16 protein-coding genes are annotated in these 19,944 nt (G+C 46.1%); 7 read left to right on the top strand and 9 right to left on the bottom strand.

The window, feature by feature from the left end; translation table 11 throughout:
* Positions 1-162: 162 nt before the first annotated feature.
* Positions 163-627: an oxytetracycline resistance phosphoribosyltransferase domain-containing protein Tet(34) gene (gene tet(34) / locus IX95_RS20385; RefSeq protein WP_006957928.1), complete on the bottom strand. Its 465-nt coding sequence runs from the start codon at positions 625-627 to the stop codon at positions 163-165.
* A gap of 80 nt (positions 628-707) precedes the next feature.
* Positions 708-1,997 (bottom strand): NCS2 family permease, encoded by a 1,290-nt coding sequence (locus tag IX95_RS20380; RefSeq protein WP_006957929.1) that lies wholly within the window; start codon positions 1,995-1,997, stop codon positions 708-710.
* Between the two features lie 1,016 nt (positions 1,998-3,013).
* Between IX95_RS20380 and IX95_RS20375 the strand changes: the two genes are divergently transcribed.
* From IX95_RS20375 to IX95_RS20360, 4 genes are all read left to right on the top strand, one after another.
* The gene (locus tag IX95_RS20375) at positions 3,014-4,486 is read left to right on the top strand and encodes an aminoacyl-histidine dipeptidase (RefSeq protein WP_038163558.1); all 1,473 of its coding nucleotides are present in this window, start codon (positions 3,014-3,016) and stop codon (positions 4,484-4,486) included.
* A 271-nt stretch (positions 4,487-4,757) separates the two neighbouring features.
* Entirely contained in the window at positions 4,758-5,201 is a 444-nt protein-coding gene (locus tag IX95_RS20370; protein ID WP_038163555.1) for an ATP-dependent zinc protease family protein, read from the top strand.
* Positions 5,198-6,103: a 30S ribosomal protein S6--L-glutamate ligase gene (rimK, locus tag IX95_RS20365; RefSeq protein ID WP_021458598.1), complete on the top strand. Its 906-nt coding sequence runs from the start codon at positions 5,198-5,200 to the stop codon at positions 6,101-6,103. Before IX95_RS20370 ends, rimK begins: the two co-directional genes overlap by 4 nt.
* Complete coding sequence (locus IX95_RS20360; RefSeq protein WP_038163552.1) at positions 6,063-7,154, top strand: succinylglutamate desuccinylase/aspartoacylase family protein; 1,092 nt, start codon at positions 6,063-6,065, stop codon at positions 7,152-7,154. The genes rimK and IX95_RS20360 overlap by 41 nt, the downstream gene beginning before the upstream one ends.
* 68 nt (positions 7,155-7,222) lie before the next feature.
* Here the strand turns inward: IX95_RS20360 and IX95_RS20355 are convergent, their stop codons facing one another.
* Positions 7,223-8,587, bottom strand: coding sequence for a sodium-dependent transporter (locus tag IX95_RS20355; RefSeq protein WP_038163550.1), 1,365 nt, complete (start codon positions 8,585-8,587; stop codon positions 7,223-7,225).
* A gap of 332 nt (positions 8,588-8,919) precedes the next feature.
* On the opposite strand from IX95_RS20355, the gene IX95_RS20350 reads away from it, so the two are divergent.
* A complete protein-coding gene (locus IX95_RS20350) occupies positions 8,920-11,463 on the top strand; it encodes an Ig-like domain-containing protein (protein ID WP_038163549.1) in 2,544 nt (847 codons plus the stop codon).
* A 39-nt stretch (positions 11,464-11,502) separates the two neighbouring features.
* Here the strand turns inward: IX95_RS20350 and IX95_RS20345 are convergent, their stop codons facing one another.
* Entirely contained in the window at positions 11,503-12,246 is a 744-nt protein-coding gene (locus tag IX95_RS20345; protein WP_038163547.1) for a YggN family protein, read from the bottom strand.
* A gap of 56 nt (positions 12,247-12,302) precedes the next feature.
* Positions 12,303-12,779 carry a GreA/GreB family elongation factor gene (locus IX95_RS20340; protein ID WP_021458328.1) on the bottom strand — a complete coding sequence of 159 codons (477 nt, stop codon included), beginning with the start codon at positions 12,777-12,779 and terminating at the stop codon, positions 12,303-12,305.
* A 77-nt stretch (positions 12,780-12,856) separates the two neighbouring features.
* Between IX95_RS20340 and IX95_RS20335 the strand changes: the two genes are divergently transcribed.
* Positions 12,857-14,788 carry a RecQ family ATP-dependent DNA helicase gene (locus IX95_RS20335; RefSeq protein ID WP_038163545.1) on the top strand — a complete coding sequence of 644 codons (1,932 nt, stop codon included), beginning with the start codon at positions 12,857-12,859 and terminating at the stop codon, positions 14,786-14,788.
* A gap of 6 nt (positions 14,789-14,794) precedes the next feature.
* Here the strand turns inward: IX95_RS20335 and dinB are convergent, their stop codons facing one another.
* Complete coding sequence (gene dinB / locus IX95_RS20330; protein ID WP_019277465.1) at positions 14,795-15,862, bottom strand: DNA polymerase IV; 1,068 nt, start codon at positions 15,860-15,862, stop codon at positions 14,795-14,797.
* Positions 15,863-16,019: 157 nt separating this feature from the next.
* Between dinB and IX95_RS20325 the strand changes: the two genes are divergently transcribed.
* A complete protein-coding gene (locus tag IX95_RS20325; protein ID WP_021458325.1) occupies positions 16,020-17,237 on the top strand; it encodes a GGDEF domain-containing response regulator in 1,218 nt (405 codons plus the stop codon).
* 36 nt (positions 17,238-17,273) lie between these two features.
* Here the strand turns inward: IX95_RS20325 and nqrM are convergent, their stop codons facing one another.
* From nqrM to nqrF, 3 genes are all read right to left on the bottom strand, one after another.
* Positions 17,274-17,528: a (Na+)-NQR maturation NqrM gene (gene nqrM, locus IX95_RS20320; protein WP_006957941.1), complete on the bottom strand. Its 255-nt coding sequence runs from the start codon at positions 17,526-17,528 to the stop codon at positions 17,274-17,276.
* 20 nt (positions 17,529-17,548) lie between these two features.
* Positions 17,549-18,553 carry an FAD:protein FMN transferase gene (locus IX95_RS20315; RefSeq protein WP_038163543.1) on the bottom strand — a complete coding sequence of 335 codons (1,005 nt, stop codon included), beginning with the start codon at positions 18,551-18,553 and terminating at the stop codon, positions 17,549-17,551.
* A gap of 145 nt (positions 18,554-18,698) precedes the next feature.
* Entirely contained in the window at positions 18,699-19,922 is a 1,224-nt protein-coding gene (gene nqrF, locus IX95_RS20310; protein WP_006957943.1) for an NADH:ubiquinone reductase (Na(+)-transporting) subunit F, read from the bottom strand.
* Positions 19,923-19,944: the final 22 nt, after the last annotated feature.

The following is a 19,944-nucleotide window of genomic DNA, read 5'->3' as shown; positions in this document are numbered from 1 at the left end:
CTTCATTTGTTGGTTGCAAACGAGGACATCTTGAACATGAGCGTTCTTCGGGCAAAGCCCAAAAGAACGATCACCACCTTCTAAAGAAGGTGGTTTAGGGCTAGAAAACAAAAAATGACCCATTAAGGGCCATTTCTCTTTTACTGAACAATCCGGTGAGGATTATTTTTGCTTGCGATTGATCGGCTCAGCGTACTGAATCGACATATCCCAAGGCTGCTCGATCCAAGTTTCCTGCGCGATATCAACCACGTAGTCATCAAGAAGAGCTGCACCTGATGGTTTAGCACATACCGCAATCAGTTTTGCTTTCGGGTATAGCTCACGCAGCTTACGAGCGGTATCACCGCTGTCCACTAAATCTTCAACGATTAGGTAACCTTCACCGTCACCTTCTGGTGCTTTCAATACACTCATATCACGTTGATGATCGTGGTCGTAGCTAGAGATACAAATGGTATCAACGTAACGAATACCCAGTTCACGAGCCAGAATTGCACCTGGAACAAGACCACCACGACTTACCGCCCAGATACCTTTCCACTGCTCCGCTGGCATTTGTTGCTCAGCAAGCTCACGACAATAACTGTGCATTTGATCCCAAGTAATAATGAATTTCTTACTCATTGTTCTAAACCTAATAATAAAAAGTTGAGGGCCTGTCCATTCAACTCAACGTAGAACGCACAGCCCCTTGATGAAGCTCTTTAAGCAACAATGTATTTGAAGATAAAGATTGCCGACATCACCCACACACTAAGGGAAACGTCACGACCTTTACCACTGAATAATTTGATTGCCGCGTAAGCGATGAAGCCAAGAGAAATACCTTCCGCAATAGAGAAAGTCAGAGGCATCAGCAAACACGTCACAACAACTGGTGCCGCTTCTGTCAGGTCTCGCCAATCAATGCTCACCAAACCAGAAAGCATGAGGATCGCCACATAAAATAGCGCACCAGCCGTCGCATACGCAGGGATCATACCAGCCAATGGCGAGAAGAATAGAGCAAGTAGGAACAAAATACCAACTACAACAGCGGTTAGACCTGTGCGACCACCAGCGGCAACACCAGATACACTCTCAATGTAAGAAGTCGTGTTTGACGTGCCCAACAGAGCACCTACCGAAGTAGCAGTTGAGTCAGCAAGAAGTGCTTTATTCAGACGAGGAATTTTACCATCTTTATCCATCAGACCTGCTTTTTGAGACACACCAACTAGCGTGCCAGCAGTATCAAATAAGTCGACGAAAAGAAAAGCAAAAACCACTGAAATCATACCGATCTCAAATACTGCAGAAAAATCCAACTGCATGAAGGTCGGTGCAATGCTTGGTGGCGTTGACATGATGCCACCCCATTGCACATCACCAAACGCTAAACCTAAGCCAGTGACCGCCAAAATAGCGATCATCACCGCGCCTTTTACGCCACGGTGAACCAGTGCAATAGTCAGGAAGAAGCCAATTGAAGCTAGTACTGCAGGTAACGAAGTAATCGAGCCAAGAGAAACAAGTGTCGCCGGGTTATCAACCACGATACCTGCATTCTTTAACGCGATAAATGCCAAGAACAAGCCAATACCCGCCGAAATACCCGTGCGCAAAGAAAGTGGGATGGAGTTTATGATCCACTCTCGGATCTTAAACACACTCAATAGAATGAATAGCACACCGGATACAAATACTGCTGCTAATGCAACTTGCCATGTATATCCCATACCTAGAACAACGGCGTAGGTGAAAAAGGCGTTCAGCCCCATTCCCGGAGCCTGGGCGATTGGGTAGTTAGCGACAAAGCCCATGATGAAACAGCCGATAGCCGCCGCCAAACAGGTCGCGACGAAGACAGCACCACGATCCATACCGGCATCAGCTAAAATAGCCGGGTTTACAAAGATGATGTAAGCCATGGTAAGGAAGGTTGTCATACCGGCTATGATCTCAGTTTTTACATTCGTTCCGTGTTCACTGAGCTTGAATATTTTTTCGAACATAATCGAATTCCAAAGGGTAAAAGTAAACGGTTGCGTAATCGATTGGCGGGATTATAAAGTCTACAAATGGCAAATTCCAGATAGAATTAGGACTCTAATCAATATTTCTATCTGTAAAACTAGCTCTCAAAAGCCCCGCCTAAATGAACATTAGAAAAAAATCCTATTAGTTCAATACATAACAGTGATGCATCTAAGAGTCTTTGAAAGGTGATTTTTTCAACCATGTCGTAAACTTACATTGAAGAAAAAGCCCTGAAACGAGATTGGATATGTGTTTATGCGAATAAAATGAAGCAAAGCTGATGAGAATAGAGAAATCATGCCATTGCGGCAGCCATTTTCAGCAGATAAAAAAACGCCACTCAAATTGAGTGGCGGTTGAATCATGTCAGCAAATTAGGAGCTGTAATAAAATTCCAATTATAGGGGTGAACAAACTTGTTCGAGAGTCACAAGCTCGGAATTAGTAACCGAAACTCGTTGGGTATGCAAAATTGCCAGTGTAAACAGAGTTGTTTATCCAGAATGTTGCACTTGGTAAACCTTTCATAACTATCACCTTCTAAATCAATGAAAACAGATAACAAATATTGATTTCTCGGTTCCTTGGAGGCGACAAATCGGACTCATCCTTTGAGCATTTTCTCTTCGCTTTCGAAGTTGGTTACTAATATACCCCAAAGAAAATTAATTACAACAACAAAAGTGACAAAAGTCACATAAATTTCAAAAAATGACTCAGATCAAATAATTTTGGTAATTAAATTACAGGAATATTAATTTAGATATTACTTTTATTACACTCAATAAGAATGCAGTCTCACATGGAAAAATCATTGAATCTAGGTTCTGTGATGACAGCGAAACATTTCGTTTCTGCTTTTACTACTACCTAACCTTAGGTAGTGCTATTCTGTGCCTCTCTACCCAATAGGTCAGATTTGGTTTTTTGTTCGTTTAATTAACGCAATTACCTAACAAGATCTGGCATTATTATGATTAAGGAGTCATCCGTGTCTGAATTCCATTCTGAAATCAGCAACTTATCACCTGCACCATTATGGCAGTTTTTCGATAAGATCTGCTCTATCCCTCACCCTTCTAAACATGAAGAAGCGCTCGCTCAATACATTGTGGGCTGGGCGACTGAGCAAGGCCTAGATGTCCGTCGCGATCCGACGGGCAATGTTTTCATTAAAAAGCCAGCAACACCTGGCATGGAAAACAAGAAGGGCGTAGTTCTTCAAGCACACATCGATATGGTGCCGCAAAAGAATGAAGACACGGATCATGACTTCACTAAAGATCCTATCCAACCTTATATAGACGGTGAATGGGTAACCGCAAAAGGGACCACTCTAGGTGCAGACAACGGTATGGGTATGGCGTCTTGCCTAGCAGTACTGGCATCTACCGATATTAAACACGGCCCGATTGAAGTACTTCTGACTATTGATGAAGAAGCAGGTATGACAGGTGCCTTTGGCCTGGAAGCAGGCTGGTTAGAAGGTGAGATTCTGCTGAACACCGACTCTGAGCAAGAAGGCGAAGTCTACATGGGATGTGCGGGCGGCATTGATGGCGAAATGACGTTTGACATCAAGCGCGAAGCGATCCCTGCAGGCTACGTAACTCGTCAGTTGGTATTGAAAGGTCTGAAAGGCGGTCACTCTGGTTGTGATATCCATACTGGTCGAGGTAATGCGAACAAACTTGTCGCTCGTTTCCTAGCCGGTCACGCACAAGAGCTGGATCTACGTATGGTTGAATTCCGTGGCGGTAGCCTACGTAATGCGATTCCGCGTGAAGCGTTCGTGACTGTCGCTATCCCTGCTGAAAATGAAGCTAAGCTTGCTGAACTATTCAACTTCTACACTGACTTACTGAAGCAGGAGTTAGGAAAAGTAGAAACAGACATCGTTTCATTCAACGAAGCCATCGAAACCAGCGAGCAAGTACTGGCCATTGCTGATCAGCAACGTTTTATCGCTGCACTGAATGCTTGTCCTAACGGCGTGATCCGCATGAGTGATGAGATCGAAGGCGTGGTAGAAACGTCTCTAAACGTGGGCGTTGTTACCACAGAGAGCGATAAGATCAACGTACTTTGCCTAGTTCGTTCATTGATTGATTCAGGTCGTCATCAAGTTGAAAGCATGCTGACATCCGTAGCGGAGCTGGCAGGAGCTAAGATTGTTTTCTCTGGCGCATACCCAGGTTGGAAGCCAGATGCAGACTCTGAAATCATGGCTATCTTCCGTGATATGTACGAAGGCATTTACGGCCATAAGCCAAACATCATGGTCATCCATGCTGGTCTAGAGTGTGGCCTGTTTAAAGAACCGTACCCGAACATGGACATGGTTTCTTTTGGTCCAACGATCAAATTCCCACACTCGCCAGACGAGAAAGTGAAAATCGATACGGTTGCTCTATTCTGGGATCAAATGGTCGCGCTATTGGAAGCGATTCCAGAGAAAGCCTAACCCGCTCGTCCTATAGAAAAACTAGTCAAAAGCCAGCGGGAAACCGCTGGCTTTTTTGTTATCGACTTTGATAATCAATTTTTGTCGTCACGGTGAAATTAATTCGTTAGTCACCCTCACCTCTCGCTGATACAGTCGCCGCCGTTGAAGCGCCATAGGCAATTCATCTTGCCCACTTCAACCCCTATAACAGATACACGCTATCCGTTATATCGGGGGATGCTCGGTTCTCAGAGCATCTTGATTACTTTCTCAATGTAAATGAAATGCAATGAACGAAAAACTGCTAGTGGGCTGGCGAGAAACCCTGAGCCTTCCTGAGTTAAGTATAGAAAAGATCAAGGCAAAAATTGATACCGGAGCCAGAACTTCGTGTCTACACACATTCAAAGTCGAGAGTTTCCATAAGGATGCTGAGCTATGGGTCAGATTCTGGATTCATCCTTTGCAGCGTGATAACTCACAAGAGGTAGTGTGCGAAGCCAAAGTCATCGACCAACGTGCTGTACGCGATTCTGGAGGCCATGAGGAAACACGTTATGTAATTGAATCGACAATCCGACTCGGTCAGCAAAGTTGGAAAGCGGAGTTGACGTTAACCAATCGTGAAAACATGGCATTTCGTATGTTGTTAGGCCGTACCGCAATGCACCATCGCATGCTTGTCGACCCTGTTAAATCGTTTTTAGTCCCCTTCGAGGAAAACCAACAATGAAAATCGGTATTCTGTCTCGCAACGCCAATCTGTACTCAACCAAGCGTTTGATCGAAGCGTGTCAGAAACGTGGTCACGAAGTAAAAGTGATCGACGCGCTACGCTGCTATATGAACATTAACTCCGATAAACCTGAGATTCACTTTAAAGGCGAAGAGTTATCGGGGTTCGATGCCATTATTCCACGTATTGGTGCATCCGTGACTTTTTACGGCACAGCTGTACTGCGCCAATTTGAAATGATGGGGGTTTACCCAGTCAACGAGTCAGTGGCTATTACGCGCTCGCGCGACAAACTGCGTTCTATGCAATTACTCTCACGCAAAGGCATAGGCATGCCGGTTACCGGATTTGCTAGCAAACCCGATGATGTCAAAGACTTACTAGACATGGTCGGCGGAGCTCCAGTCGTGATCAAATTGCTTGAAGGCACTCAAGGCATTGGCGTGGTGTTAGCTGAAACACGTAAAGCAGCAGAAAGTGTTGTCGAGGCTTTCATGGGACTGAAAGCCAACATCATGGTTCAGGAGTACATTAAGGAAGCTGGTGGTGCTGACATTCGATGCTTTGTGATTGGTGATAAAGTGATCGCAGCAATGAAGCGTCAGGGCGCAGAAGGTGAGTTCCGTTCTAATCTGCACCGCGGTGGAAGCGCGTCACTCATCAAAATCACGCCAGAAGAGCGTCGTACTGCGATTGCTGCGGCAAAAGTCATGGGGCTCAACGTTGCTGGAGTGGATCTACTAAGATCGGAACGGGGCCCTTTGGTGATGGAAGTCAACTCTTCACCAGGTTTAGAAGGTATTGAAGCAGCAACAGGCAAAGACATTGCAGGCATGATCGTCGAGTTTATCGAGAAAAATGCCTCAACCAAAAGGACTAGAACTCGTGGCAAAGGCTAAGATCAATCGCGTGTTTGACATTCTCGGCGAGCAAATCTCGCCGGGACAAAGAAAGGTAGTAGAGCTAGAGTCAGCAAAACTCTATACCCACTCTCCTTTGTCGATCCCAATCGAAGTCATCAATGGGAAATTTGCAGGGCCAACTCTGATGGTTAATGCCGCTATCCATGGTGATGAACTCAATGGCGTGGAGATAGTCCGTCAGTTAATCAACACCATTGATGCACAAAAACTGAAAGGCACTGTGATCGCAGTGCCTATCGTTAACGTGTTTGGCTTTATTCATAAATCACGTTATTTGCCCGATAGGCGTGACCTGAACCGCTGTTTTCCCGGCAGTGAGAAAGGTTCGCTGGCTTCTCGCATGGCAAGCGCTTTCTTCAATCAGGTGGCAAAACGTTGTGACTATATTCTCGACTTACACACTGGTGCGATTCATCGCACAAACTTACCGCAGATTCGGGCGGACTTAAGCAATCCTGAAACACTGCGAATTGCACAGGCCTTTGCCACCCCTGTCATTGTTGATGCTCCTTTAAGAGATGGCTCACTGCGCAGCGAGGCCGAGCGTCTGGGGATCCCAGTGCTGACTTACGAAGCAGGAGAAGCACTGCGATTTGAGCCTATTTGCATCAATGCCGGTTTTATTGGCGTGAAACGTGTAATGCAAGCCATTGGCATGTTACGACCAAGCCGTAAAAAGCTTCCAGAGCCCGTTATCGCCAAGTCCACCAGTTGGATACGAGCGGAAAGCGATGGGATTCTGCGTACCGTAGTGACATTAGGTGAAAAGGTAACGAAAGGCCAAACATTAGCCTTCATAAGCGCCCCACTGGGACACAGTGAAATTGAGCTTAAAGCCCATAAGGGCGGCATTGTGATTGGCCAGCAAACTCTTCCCTTAGTCAATGAAGGGGATGCCGTGTTTCATTTGGCATATTTTGTCGAAGATGACCAACAAGTGGAACAGGTTGTAGAAGAGTTTATTGAAGAGGTGATCGACTCCGATCTGGAACCGCTAACAACAGGTCAAATTCAATCTTCAACCTAAGCAAGAAAACCACTTACACCTTTTATGATGTAAGCGGTTTTCTCTTTAAATATCGCCTGTTAAGTTGCTTAACCGAAAGACGCCCAAATCACCGTGGCAACCAATACAGGGCAGACAAATTTCACGTAAGCAGGCCAGAGCTTTCCAAACCAGCCTTGCGTAAATTCTGGGTAGCCATGCTCAAGTTCTTTGATTTTCGAGTGACGATTCCACACCCAACCACCAAACAAACAGAAGAGTAACGCTGCAGCAGGTTGAAGGTACTGGGTTGCGACGGTTGCAACCAAGCTAAATAAAGCACCAAAATTAAACACGATCACGATACTCAAAAGGGCAATTAAACCACCAAGCACCCAGCTTGTGGTACTGCGTTTAGTGTTAAAGCGCTCCCCCACCAGCGCGACCGGACACTCCAACATAGAGATGGAAGAAGTCAGTGCTGCAATCGTCAGCAGTAGGAAGAACACAATTGCAAATAGCTGGCCTAATAAACCAAGGCTATCAAACATCAAAGGCAATACGGTGAAAACCAAGGTATCTGAGCTGAGCAGAGAACCATCCTCAGCATAGATCTGCACGCCTTTCTGCATCGCTACAAACATCGCTGGCATAACCACCAAACCTGCGATAAACGCAACCGCGGTATCGACCAGAGTGACGTTCATCGCCATTTTCGGTAAATTCTCTTTCTTGCTGAGGTAAGAACCGTAGATCAGCATAGAACAGCCACCAATGGTCAGAGAAAAGAAGCCCTGCCCCATAGCAGCGAGAATCAATTTGCGATCCATCACCTTGTCAAAATCAGGGACAAGATAATGCTTAAGTCCTTCCATCGCACCGGATTGAGTCATGATATAGATGAACAACAAACCAAATAGAACAAACAAAGCAGGCATAAGGCGCGTTGACCATTTTTCGATGCCTTGTTTCACCCCGCCCTGCACGATGAGAATCGTCAGCACGTAGAAAACAACAGTACCAAACAGGTTGCGCTCAACACTGAACCCCTTAAACCAGGCACTTGCGGCTTGCATACCTATCACATCAGCCACAGCACCAAGCAAAAAGCAGATCAGCCAGCCGCCTACAATGCTGTAAAACGCCAACACAGCGCTGGGCACACTTAAACCTATCCATCCTACAAGCCCACCGACTTTTTTCGCCAGAGGATTGGCGGTGAGAGAGCGCATGCTATCCACGGGGTTAGCCTGACCATGACGACCTATCGCCATTTCGACCACCAGCATTGGAAACGCCACCACCAAAATCATCACCAGATAAACCAGCAAAAATGCCCCGCCACCATTACTGGCAGCTTGAGTTGGGAAGCCCCAAATGTTACCTAAACCAACCGCAGCACCAGCTGCCGCCAGAATAAAGCCTAAACGAGAGCCAAAGTGCTCACGTGTTTGAAAATTGTCTGCTTGTGCCATACCGCTTAACTTGCACCCATAAACTAGTTGACTAGTACGATATTACAAAGCTCTTATTCACTCCAGCTATGAGGTTATTAAGCAACCAGAATAAGGCAAATAAATAGGAAATTAAGCTGTAAATTAATTCATACAAAGAATTTTTAACCAACCAGTAAGCAAAAATTGAAGCGTGAAGTGCGCCGAACAACCAATGTAATGAAAGAATCCTACAAATTTTCACCGTGATATCCGACGAATAAAATCTAAATAATCATTAAGTTAGCGAGCAAAGTTCAGCATTTTCGCTATTGGTTATGAGTTGGTTTACTAAATCCATGAAGGAGAGAAAAATGGGTTCAAATCTGCTCAGAGGCGCCATCATCGCGGCGTTAGGGCTAAGCTACCAAGCGCACGCCTATGATTGTGCTGGCTTGGCGGTTTGGGATAGCACTGCGGTCTACACATCCGGAGATCTAGTTCAGACATCCAACCATGCTTATCAAGCCAGTCATTGGACACAAGGCAATGACCCCGTCAGCAACTCCGGTGATTGGCAAGCATGGAAAAACCTTGGACAATGTGACACTGGCGGTGGTAACGCAGCTCCAGAGGTATCCATATCTTCTCCTGTCAATAACGCTGAGATCTCCGAAGGCACAGCCACCACGATACAGGCTTCCGCAAGTGATAGCGATGGCGACATCGATCAAGTAACCTTCCTGGTTGACGGCCAGAACATCGCGACGGTCACACAAGCACCTTATCAAGCAGATTGGACGGCGGTCGCAGGTGCAACCACCATTTCCGTTATTGCCACTGACAATGAAAACGCCACATCAGAAACGCAGATTGCAATCAGCGTCACCTTAGCTGGCGAACCGATTCCTCCTTCTGTCACTTTAACCAGCCCTTCAGGCAGCGAGCAATTGACCGAAGGCGACCTTCTCACATTAAGCGCGAATGCCTCCGACACAGATGGCAGCGTTGATAAGGTTGAATTTTTTGTCGATGGACAATTGATTGCCAGCGATACGTCTGCACCTTACGAAACCACGTGGACCTCCGTCAGTGGCACTCATAACTTCAAGGCTAAAGCCACAGACAACGACAACCAGACAACTTCAACACAAGAAGTATCGCTGGTTGTCGCCAGCAACGCATCAGGTGGCTGTGCAGGACTACCGACTTATACCGCAGGTACCAGCTACAGTGCAGGTCAGCTAGTACAGAACCATAATCAAAAATACCGTTGTGACATTGCTGGTTGGTGTTCTTCAGCCTCAGCTTGGGCATATGAGCCAGGACAAGGAGACTATTGGGATGAAGCCTGGACAGGGTTAGGCGCTTGTGCCTCTCCACCTGTGGTAACCATCACTAGCCCTAGTGACAATCAAATATTGCTTGCTGGAAACACCGTCAGTTTCTCTGCTGACGCTTCAGATTCTGATGGGACAGTAAGCCAAGTCGAATTCTTCGTAGGCAGTAACAGCCTCGGTGTGGTGACACAGCCACCTTACGCAGTAAGTTGGACAGCGACTCAGGTTGGCCTAAATAGCCTCAAAGCCGTCGCGACAGACAATGAAAACAACACGGGCGAAGCGACGGTTTCGGTAACAGTCAGTGACCAAGACTTAGTGGTTGCATTGATATCGCCAGTACCGGGCCAAACCGTCGGGTTAGGTAAATCGGTCCAGTTTTCCGCCGATGCAACATCGCTGTCTGCCAGCGTATCGCAGGTCGATTTCTTAGTGAACGGAGCGATTGTCGGTACAGATACCACTGCACCATACAGCTATAACTGGACCGCAGGTGCGGTAGGTAGCTATACCGTTGCGGCCAAAGCCACAAACTCAGCCAACAGTGAAGTGACGTCCGATGCTGCGACAATTTCTGTCGTGGAGCAGACAGAAAAAACGCACAAGTTGATCGGATACTGGCATAACTTCGTCAACGGTGCAGGGTGCCCAATGCGATTGGCGGATATGTCGGACGCTTGGGATGTTATCGACATTGCATTTGCCGAGAATGATCGCAACAGCGATGGTACCGTCCACTTTAATCTTTACTCTGGTGATATCCATAGCAGTTGTGCTGCACTTGACCCAGCTCAGTTCAAACAAGACATGGCAGCGCTACAAGCTAAAGGTAAAAAGTTTGTCCTTTCTCTTGGTGGTGCAGAAGGTACGATTACACTCAATACTGATCAGGATGAAGCCAACTTTGTCTCAAGCTTGACTGAAATCATCAAGGAGTGGGGTTTCGATGGTCTCGATGTCGACTTAGAGAGTGGTTCTAATCTGGTTCATGGCTCGCAAATTCAGGCACGCTTAGGCCGAGCACTACTGCAAATCGAGCAAAACATGGGTGGGGATATGTACCTGACTATGGCGCCAGAACACCCTTATGTTCAAGGCGGATTCGTGGCTTACAGTGGCATTTGGGGGGCGTACATTCCGGTCATTAATGACACACGCAGTACACTAGATCTTCTCCACGTACAGCTATACAACAATGGTGGCCTGCCGAACCCTTACACGCAAGGTAGTGCTGCTGAAGGTTCAGTCGATATGATGGTTGCCCAATCTAAGATGCTGATTGAAGGCTTTGAGCTGGCCGATGGCTCTCAGTTTGCGCCGCTTAGAGATGATCAAGTCGCTATCGGCTTGCCATCAGGTCCTAGCTCAGCGAACTCAGGACAAGCACCGACCCAGAACATTCTTGATGCATTGGATTGTCTGACTAAAGGCACCAGCTGTGGCTCAGTCACTCCTGCCTTTAACTATCCTAACTATGCGGGTGTGATGACCTGGTCGATTAACTGGGATGAGCACGATGGCTTCATCTTCTCAGGTCCTGTCGGCGACAAGCTGACCCAGATGAATAACAGCCAATAAAAAGAAGAGCGCCGTTTGGCGCTCTTCTCTTATCGGGAGTTAAATAGTGAAAATCTGATAATCTTTTAGCTGTGGAATTTTCTTATGTAATTCCTGCTCTTGCTCAGCCATATTGTCAAGTGAGTCACAAAATTCCTGACTCTGTTTCTCCACGTCAACGGAGTGTTCTTCAAGTCTTTTTGCAATTCGCTCTTTCAGCTCACTCATAGTATCCGCCATCTCTGTCAGATTCAGACCACCTTCCGCTTTCATTTTTTCCGACATCGCATTGAATGCACTGGTGATGAACTCTTCATTGAACAACTTCTTCGCGCTTTCAAAATCTTCCGCCCACGTTTCGCGCAGTGAGCCAAAGCTGTCCGCTGGTAAAACCAAATCGCCATTTTGGTAATAACGAGCTTCGATATCGGCGTAAAACTGCTGCATGGAGGCTTTCACACTGTCGAAAGCTTCCGGTGCATCGAAACTTTGGCCAACATCATCAATAATGTCGTTCGCCAAAGCCAGACCATCCTGAGCAATCTGCTTTGCTCGTGGCAAGTAATCATTTAAATTGCTGCGATAGTCAGCGATCGCTTGCTGCTGTGACGCATCTAAAGGGATGACCTCTCCATGAATAGTCAAGGTGTTATCGGCATTCACAATCGCACTGTCACCACTGACTTGATGGATCTCTAACGTCTCACCATTAATGCGGATATCATTTTTCAAATCGACCTGACATTGAGCTGCGTATACCTGACTCGCCATCAGCAACGGGATGGTCATTAGTACTCGTTTCATTTTAATCTCACCGTATTGACTCTTCGCTACCCTAACAAAAACTCAACGCACTTGCGTCAAATTATTGTATCTACCTCATAGCTAAAGGTGGTTGTCGCGACCTGATACTCTACTTCATCCCCCATAGACTTACCCTTCATAGCAAAGCCAAGTGGTGAATCGAACGTGACTAACATGACTTCTTGTTGCTGATGCTGGACTTTCAAACCACCCGTGCAAGGCGCAACAAAAAACCATCGACGGTTATCCTCAAGATCAATTAAAGAAACCAGACTACCAAGAGTGATTCGCTCTGATTGCTGTGGTAGTTGAAGATGAGCCATGACATCCAGATCTCGTTCGCATTCCTGTACACGCATGGCCTGTCCATGAGCAAGGTAGGATGCCTCCAGCGCCAAAGTATCATATTTGTGCTCTGGAACAGTTTCTTCATCAGTGGCAGATTCAATCGCACGTTGAGTAGCACTGTTGGCCACTTCAAGAGAGTGTTGCATCGCAGTCAATATGGTTTGCAGTAACTCCGATTTATTCATACTAAAATCATGTTCCTTCCCGTCTAATCCCTCTAGAATACTACGTCAGGCACTCTCGTCATACTGGTAACAGGCAAATGCAAACATCAGGCAACCAAGATAAAATCCACGCTACATTACGTACCGCTTTCGGCTTTGAGCAACTCAGAGACGGGCAATATCAAGTAATAGATAAGGTTTTGGACGGCAAGTCCTGTGCGGCTATTTTTCCGACGGGTTCAGGAAAATCTCTTTGTTATCAGCTATCTGCTTTATGTTTACCACACCTGACCTTAGTCATTTCTCCTCTACTAGCCTTAATGAAAGATCAGCTCGAATTCCTGCACAGCAAAGAGATCGCAGCAGCCTCTCTCAACTCCAGCCAAAGCAAGGAAGAAGCCCAACAGATCATGGCGCAAGTGCGTAATGGCGATGTGAAGATCCTAATGGTGTCTGTCGAACGACTGAAAAACGAGCGTTTTCGTCACTTTTTATCTCAGCTCAGTATCTCACAATTGGTTGTCGATGAAGCACACTGTATCTCAGAATGGGGGCACAATTTTCGCCCTGACTACCTTAAGCTTCCTCAGTTTCAACAAGAACTCGCGATTCCTCAAGTTCTCCTTTTGACCGCAACGGCAACGCAAGCGGTATTGGACGACATGAGTAAGAAATTCAACATAGCGCCGCGTGACATTACGGTCACTGGGTTTTATCGACCTAATCTGGACATTTCAGTCATGCCCTGTTCGCAAGCAGAAAAAGATAACGCCTTGTTATCGGTCATCAGCCAAGATCCAAAGTTACCTACCATTGTTTACGTAACTCAACAGAACAGTGCCGAGCGTATTGCCAAGTTACTTGCCGAACAAGGCGTTAACGCAACGGCTTATCACGCGGGACTAGACAGTGAAACCCGAGAACGAATTCAGCAGGACTTTATGTCTGGTCAGACAGATTGCATTGCCGCTACGATCGCTTTTGGTATGGGAGTGGATAAATCGGATATCCGCCGAGTGATTCATTTTGATTTACCTAAATCAATTGAAAACTACGCACAAGAAATTGGCCGAGCAGGTCGAGACGGACAAACCTCACAATGCATTTTGCTCGCCAACGAGGATGGTGTGTGTACGTTGGAAAACTTTGTCTACGGCGACACTCCTGAATACGATGAAATCCATAACGTCATTCAGCAAGCCGTTTCGTCAGAGCAAAACTGGGAGGTGGTGATCTCTCGTCTTTCCTCTGACAGTAATATTCGTCAGCTACCACTGAAAACATTGCTCGTGTACATGGAGATGGCCAAGGTCATCACCGCCCAATACAGTTACTTCGCCGATTATCGCTTCAAGTTCATCAGGCCTAAACAGGATATTATTGAACACTTCGATGGCGAGAGGCGCCAATTTAGTGAAGCGCTGTTTCACTGTTCGCCGCAAGCAAGGCTCTGGTGTCAGGTTGATTTTGATGCTCTGTGGCAAAGCTATCAGGGTGAACGTTCGCGTGCTGTCGCCGCACTGGATTATTTTCATCAAAACGGATGGATTGAACTGGAAAGTAAGTTAATGACCGAAGTGTATCGGGTCAGTCCACCTCAACAGTCCATCGAAGACCTCAGTGACCAGCTATGGCAACTGTTTAAGAATAAAGAACGCAGTGACGTCGAACGTATTCACAATCTGTTAGCGCTGTTCAAATCCAAGCACTGTTTGAGTAAGGCGTTAGCAAACTACTTTTCAGACAGCCAAGCCCCTGAGCAGTGTGGCCACTGTAGCGTATGTCGTGGAGAACAACATGCTTGGCCAGATGCGCTAAACCCACAATTAGAACGCGAACAGATTGCTGACTGGTTGGCTCCTCTTCAAGGTAAATCCGCCTCGCCATTATCCAACAATCTTAAAACGAAGTTCCTGTGCGGCATAGCTACCCCTTGGTTTACCAAAGTTAAAGCGCGCAGCTTAGCTGGGTTTGGCAAACTCAGTGAACATCCATATCAGCAAGTGCTGAGCGAAATTGAGTCACTTTAGTTGGCGTCAGAAAAAGCTCAGCTGTTTGGTTTGCTCTTCAGGCTTAAGCATCACGTTTAAGCCTAATAGCCGAATCTCGCGCCCTTGCTGGCGTTTAAGAATATCACGCAATAAATCTTTGAAGTAATCCAGCTCAAGTTCAGGGTGTATGTGTTCAATCGTGGTGAGCTGAAAATCCGCAAACTTGAGTTTGATGCCCTGCTTGATAATGGCTTTCTCAGGAGAGGCTTTGATCAGTCGTGTTTCCAACTCAGGAAAGAGCTTATGTTCAATCACCTGCCAACACTCGTCATAAGTACTGATATTTTCGCTGAAAGTGCGCTCAACACCGACCGATTTTCGTTCACGTTCTACCACTACCTCTCGCCGGTCAATACCATGGCTCTTTTTCCACAGAGAGGCACCTAATCGACCAAAGCGTAATAACAGCTCACGGTAATCACTGTTTTTTACATCCTCACAGAGATAAAAACCTGCCTGATGCAACTTTTCTAAGCTCACCTTTCCCACACCGGGAATTTTTTCTAGTGGTAGTTTATCAACAACCTGCTGGACTTTTTCCGGCGGTATCACGTACTGCCCATTGGGCTTATTCATATCCGAAGCGACCTTTGCTAGAAACTTTACCGGAGCAACACCAGCCGACGCCGTTAGCTGAAGTTCATTAAAAATATCTCGCCGGATTGCTTCTGCAATTAACGTTGCTGAGCCCTGACACTGCTCAGAATCCGTCACGTCCAAAAAGGCTTCATCCAAGGACAAAGGCTCAATCAATGTCGTGTAGCGGGAGAAAATCTCACGAATATGCTGAGAAGCTTGTTTGTACACTTGCATACGCCCTGGAACAACCAGAAGGTGAGGACACAATTTTAACGCCTGCCCAGTAGGCATCGCACTTCGGATGCCAAACTTTCTCGCTTCATAGTTGCAAGTACTCAGAACGCCACGTTGTTTTTCATGCCCACCAACGGCTAATGGCCTTCCGCGATAGCTCGGGTTATCACGCATCTCCACCGCAGCATAAAAGCAGTCCATATCAACGTGAATGATCTTTCTTACTTTTTCGTCGGACATAACCACACATAAAAAAACTGTACATAAATACAGTATAACTTTTCTCTCTCTACTCGCCAACAGTCGTAAGAAGAGCGAAACTTTTTCCGCATTTCTAATAGAAGTATCAAAATATGCAGTTATTATTAATTTATAAGTTGCGATAAGGAGGACTCAGGTGAACCATAAAGTGTTGGTGGTCGAAGACAGCCGTGCCTATCGCAACTATTTGACACAGCAGTTGACGACTATTGGCTGTGACGTCGTTGGGTGTGAATCATACGCAGAGACTCAAAAAGCGCTAGATGAGCATCACAACTTCCATTTTGCTGTGCTGGATTACTGCTTGCCTGACGCACAGGATGGTGAGGTCATTGATCTTGTTTTAGATAATAAACAAAAAGTTATCGTACTCACTGCGACCTTTAGCGATCAGATTCGTGAACGTTTTATTGCCAAAGGCGTGATGGATTATCTACTTAAAGACAGTATGGCTTCCGTGTCGTACTTACTGCCTTTGGCAACTAGATTGATGAACAATGTTAATCATCATGCTCTGGTAGTTGATGACTCTCCAACTGTTCGAAAGCATGTTGCGCAATTGCTTGAACATCAGTACATTCGAACGACTCAAGCGCAAAACGGCTCGGACGCACTACATAAACTCGCGGAAACTCCAGATATTACCTTCATCATTACCGACCATGATATGCCCAGCAAAGACGGTATTGTAATGACGCGAGAGATTAGGCAAATGTACGATAAGAATAGCCTCGCTATATTAGGGCTATCGGGTAGTGGCGACAGAACGCTAACCGCTAGGTTTCTTAAAGCTGGCGCCAATGACTTTTTGCACAAACCGTTTAACCAAGAAGAATTTTTTTGCCGAGTCAATCAACTCCTTGATATGAAAGAAGCTACCGACGAGCTGTACAAACTTGCTAATCAGGATACCCTGACTGGTCTTTGGAACCGTCGTTTTCTCTTCAATCAATCTTGTACCGAAGGCAGTGCCAGATACATCGCTATGCTGGATATCGACCACTTTAAATCCGTCAATGATACTTTCGGCCATGATGGCGGAGACGCTGCACTAAAAACCATCGCCAATATATTGAAAATCTACTTTCCGGAAGATGTGGTTGTGCGCTTTGGAGGGGAGGAGTTTTGCGTGCAGTCTTACTCAACACTGGATGAATTTATCACTCGCCTAGAGAAAATGCGCCAGAGAATAGAGAATTCGATCATTAAACATAATGGTCAAGACATCACGCTAACGATCAGTATCGGTGTATGCAGTTTAGAAGGTACCTTGGAACAGCAAATTAAATTGGCAGACGATTGTCTTTATGTCGCCAAAGAACACGGCCGCAATCAAATTATCGCGACAGAATAAACAAAGCCCGGATTGAACTCCGGGCTTTGTGTTCGATTAAGCAATACGGTCTTTTTCCCACGCTGCCAGCTTTTCTTCACGAGCAGCAAGCTTTTCTGCTCTTAAAGCTTCGCGAGCTTCTCGCTTTTTACGAGCATCACACGGTTCAGGGCAATTACACACCTTGTCAACGCCCACAGCACCAAGACCACCACAACTGCCTTTCACCACTTTTTTCTGGAAAATGTAGCCGACAGACATGGCTGCGATAACGGCAATAAAAATGCCGAAAGTAATCAGAAATGTACTCATAATGACATGCTCACTTGGTATTATTTATTCATAAATGGCTTATACGCTTCCGATGCCATTTCTTTAAATCCATCTTCGGTCTTAACGATCATAAACACAGGGATATTATTCTCGTTGGCTATCTTCATTCCCTGCTCTTCGCCAAGCACCATCAACCCTGTTGCTAGACCGTCAGCAGTCATCGACGACTTGTCTAGTACCGTCACAGAAACAACTTTATGACGGATTGGTTTCCCAGTCTGAGGATTAATGATGTGCGAGTAACGTACACCATCACGCTCAAAATAGATACGATAATCACCAGAAGTGGCAACTGCCATATCGCCCGGCTCGATAATCTCCTGCACAGTACGTTCGTCAGCAGACGGTTTTTCAATCGCGATACGCCATTTAACGCCTTCACGATTGACACCTTTAAGGCGCATCTCACCACCGACTTCTACCATGTAGTTTTGGATACCTTGTGATTGAATATAGTCCGCAACAACGTCTACCCCCCAACCTTTTGCAATTGTTGAAAGATCAACATACAGGTTTGGGATGTCCTTAGTCAGCAGATTACCTTCGACCGTCAAATGCTGAATACCTGTATTGGCCTTACGTGCTGCCAGCTCTTCATCCGTTGGCACCACTTCAGGACGTGCTTCAGGTCCAAAGCCCCATAAATTAACTAGTGGGCCGACAGTAACATCTAAGGCACCTAAAGTAAGACCGTTCAAACGAATGGCTTCTTTCACAACGGTGGCAGTTTGTGGTGACACTTCGAATGGCGTTGATGTCTGGTTTTGATTGAAGCGGCTCAATTCGGAATCTTTGCGGTAAGTCGACATCTGGTCATTCACTTCTTCCAGCAAGCGGTCAACTTCTTTTTGTAGGGCCTCAGGCGATGGGATACCCTCAGACTCTATGTATTTGATGTTGTAAGTGGTACCCATTGTCGGGCCACTTAGGTGAATCTGTTCTACGGGCTTTTCACAGCCGGCAAGAACCAATAGAGAAGCAAATGCAACAAGCCACTTTTTCACTTGTTAGACTCCTTATAAGAGAAACGGAAATAGCACATGACTCTGTTTAAGAGCACATCGACTATGGCCATTTAAAAATTAATAGCAGGAAAAAACAATGGCTGACTCTTACGAGTCAGCCATATATTTCAATCACTTATAGGAATTAACCACCAAAGTCATCGAGTAGGATGTTTTCATCCTCAACACCAAGATCTTTTAGCATGCCGATAACAGCTGCGTTCATCATTGGTGGACCACACATGTAGTACTCACAATCTTCAGGCGCTTCGTGGTCCTTCAGGTAGTTTTCGTACAGTACGTTGTGGATGAAGCCAGTGTAGCCATCCCAGTTATCTTCAGGCATTGGATCAGATAGAGCACAGTGCCATACGAAGTTGTCGTTTTCTGCTTGCAGGCCGTCGAAATCTTCTACGTAGAACATTTCGCGCTTAGAACGAGCACCGTACCAGAATGACATCTTACGTGAAGACTTCAGACGCTTAAGCTGGTCAAAGATATGTGAACGCATCGGCGCCATACCTGCACCACCACCAACGAATACCATTTCGTTGTCAGTGTCTTTCGCGAAGAACTCACCAAATGGACCAGAAATCGTACACTTATCGCCTTCTTTCAGAGACCAGATGTACGAAGACATGATGCCTGGTGGTACGTCTGGGTTGTTTGGCGGCGGTGTAGCGATACGGACGTTCAGCATGATGATGCCTTCTTCTTCCGGATAGTTCGCCATTGAGTAAGCACGGATAGTCTCTTCGTTTACCTTAGACTCGTAACGGAACAGGTTGAACTTGTCCCAGTCTTCACGGTATTCCTCAGGGATATCGTAGTCAGCGTATTTCACGTGGTGAACTGGCGCTTCAATCTGGATGTAACCACCAGCACGGAAAGGTACTGATTCGCCATCCGGAATTTGTAGCTTAAGTTCTTTGATGAATGTTGCTTTGTTATCGTTAGAGATAACAGAACATTCCCACTTCTTAACACCGAAGATTTCTTCAGGGAGTTCGATGTCCATGTCAGTTTTCATTGCAACCTGACACGCTAGACGCTCACCTTCACGTGCTTCACCTTTAGTAATATGGTCAAGCTCGGTAGGTAGGATATCGCCACCACCTGATTTAACTTTTACGCGACACTGACCACATGAGCCACCGCCACCACAAGCAGAAGATACGAATACACCAGCACCAGCTAGAGCACCCAGAAGCTTACTGCCTGGCTGTGTAACGATCGCCAGTGAAGGGTCATCGTTTACAGAAATTGTAATGTCACCTGTTGGCACAAGCTTAGACTTAGCGAAAAGAATCACTAGTACTAGCGCAAGTACGATCAGAGTAAACATCACTACACCAAGAATAATGTCCATTGACTATTCCTTAATTGTTGCG

It is taken from the genome of Vibrio sp. B183 (assembly GCF_000740665.1).
In the GTDB taxonomy this organism is placed as follows: domain Bacteria; phylum Pseudomonadota; class Gammaproteobacteria; order Enterobacterales; family Vibrionaceae; genus Vibrio; species Vibrio coralliilyticus.
The sequence above is the reverse complement of the archived record's forward strand: the minus strand, read 5'-3'. Positions and strand labels throughout refer to the sequence as shown.

Coding starts and splice junctions, on each gene's coding strand:
- IX95_RS20345 (WP_038163547.1), bottom strand. CDS start 12,246: ATGAAACGAGTACTAATGACCATCCCGTTGCTGATGGCGAGTCAGGTA.
- IX95_RS20360 (WP_038163552.1), top strand. CDS start 6,063: ATGCCTCAACCAAAAGGACTAGAACTCGTGGCAAAGGCTAAGATCAAT.
- IX95_RS20380 (WP_006957929.1), bottom strand. CDS start 1,997: ATGTTCGAAAAAATATTCAAGCTCAGTGAACACGGAACGAATGTAAAA.
- nqrF (WP_006957943.1), bottom strand. CDS start 19,922: ATGGACATTATTCTTGGTGTAGTGATGTTTACTCTGATCGTACTTGCG.
- IX95_RS20370 (WP_038163555.1), top strand. CDS start 4,758: ATGAACGAAAAACTGCTAGTGGGCTGGCGAGAAACCCTGAGCCTTCCT.
- IX95_RS20355 (WP_038163550.1), bottom strand. CDS start 8,587: ATGGCACAAGCAGACAATTTTCAAACACGTGAGCACTTTGGCTCTCGT.
- dinB (WP_019277465.1), bottom strand. CDS start 15,862: ATGTCCGACGAAAAAGTAAGAAAGATCATTCACGTTGATATGGACTGC.
- rimK (WP_021458598.1), top strand. CDS start 5,198: ATGAAAATCGGTATTCTGTCTCGCAACGCCAATCTGTACTCAACCAAG.
- IX95_RS20335 (WP_038163545.1), top strand. CDS start 12,857: ATGCAAACATCAGGCAACCAAGATAAAATCCACGCTACATTACGTACC.
- IX95_RS20350 (WP_038163549.1), top strand. CDS start 8,920: ATGGGTTCAAATCTGCTCAGAGGCGCCATCATCGCGGCGTTAGGGCTA.
- nqrM (WP_006957941.1), bottom strand. CDS start 17,528: ATGAGTACATTTCTGATTACTTTCGGCATTTTTATTGCCGTTATCGCA.
- IX95_RS20340 (WP_021458328.1), bottom strand. CDS start 12,779: ATGAATAAATCGGAGTTACTGCAAACCATATTGACTGCGATGCAACAC.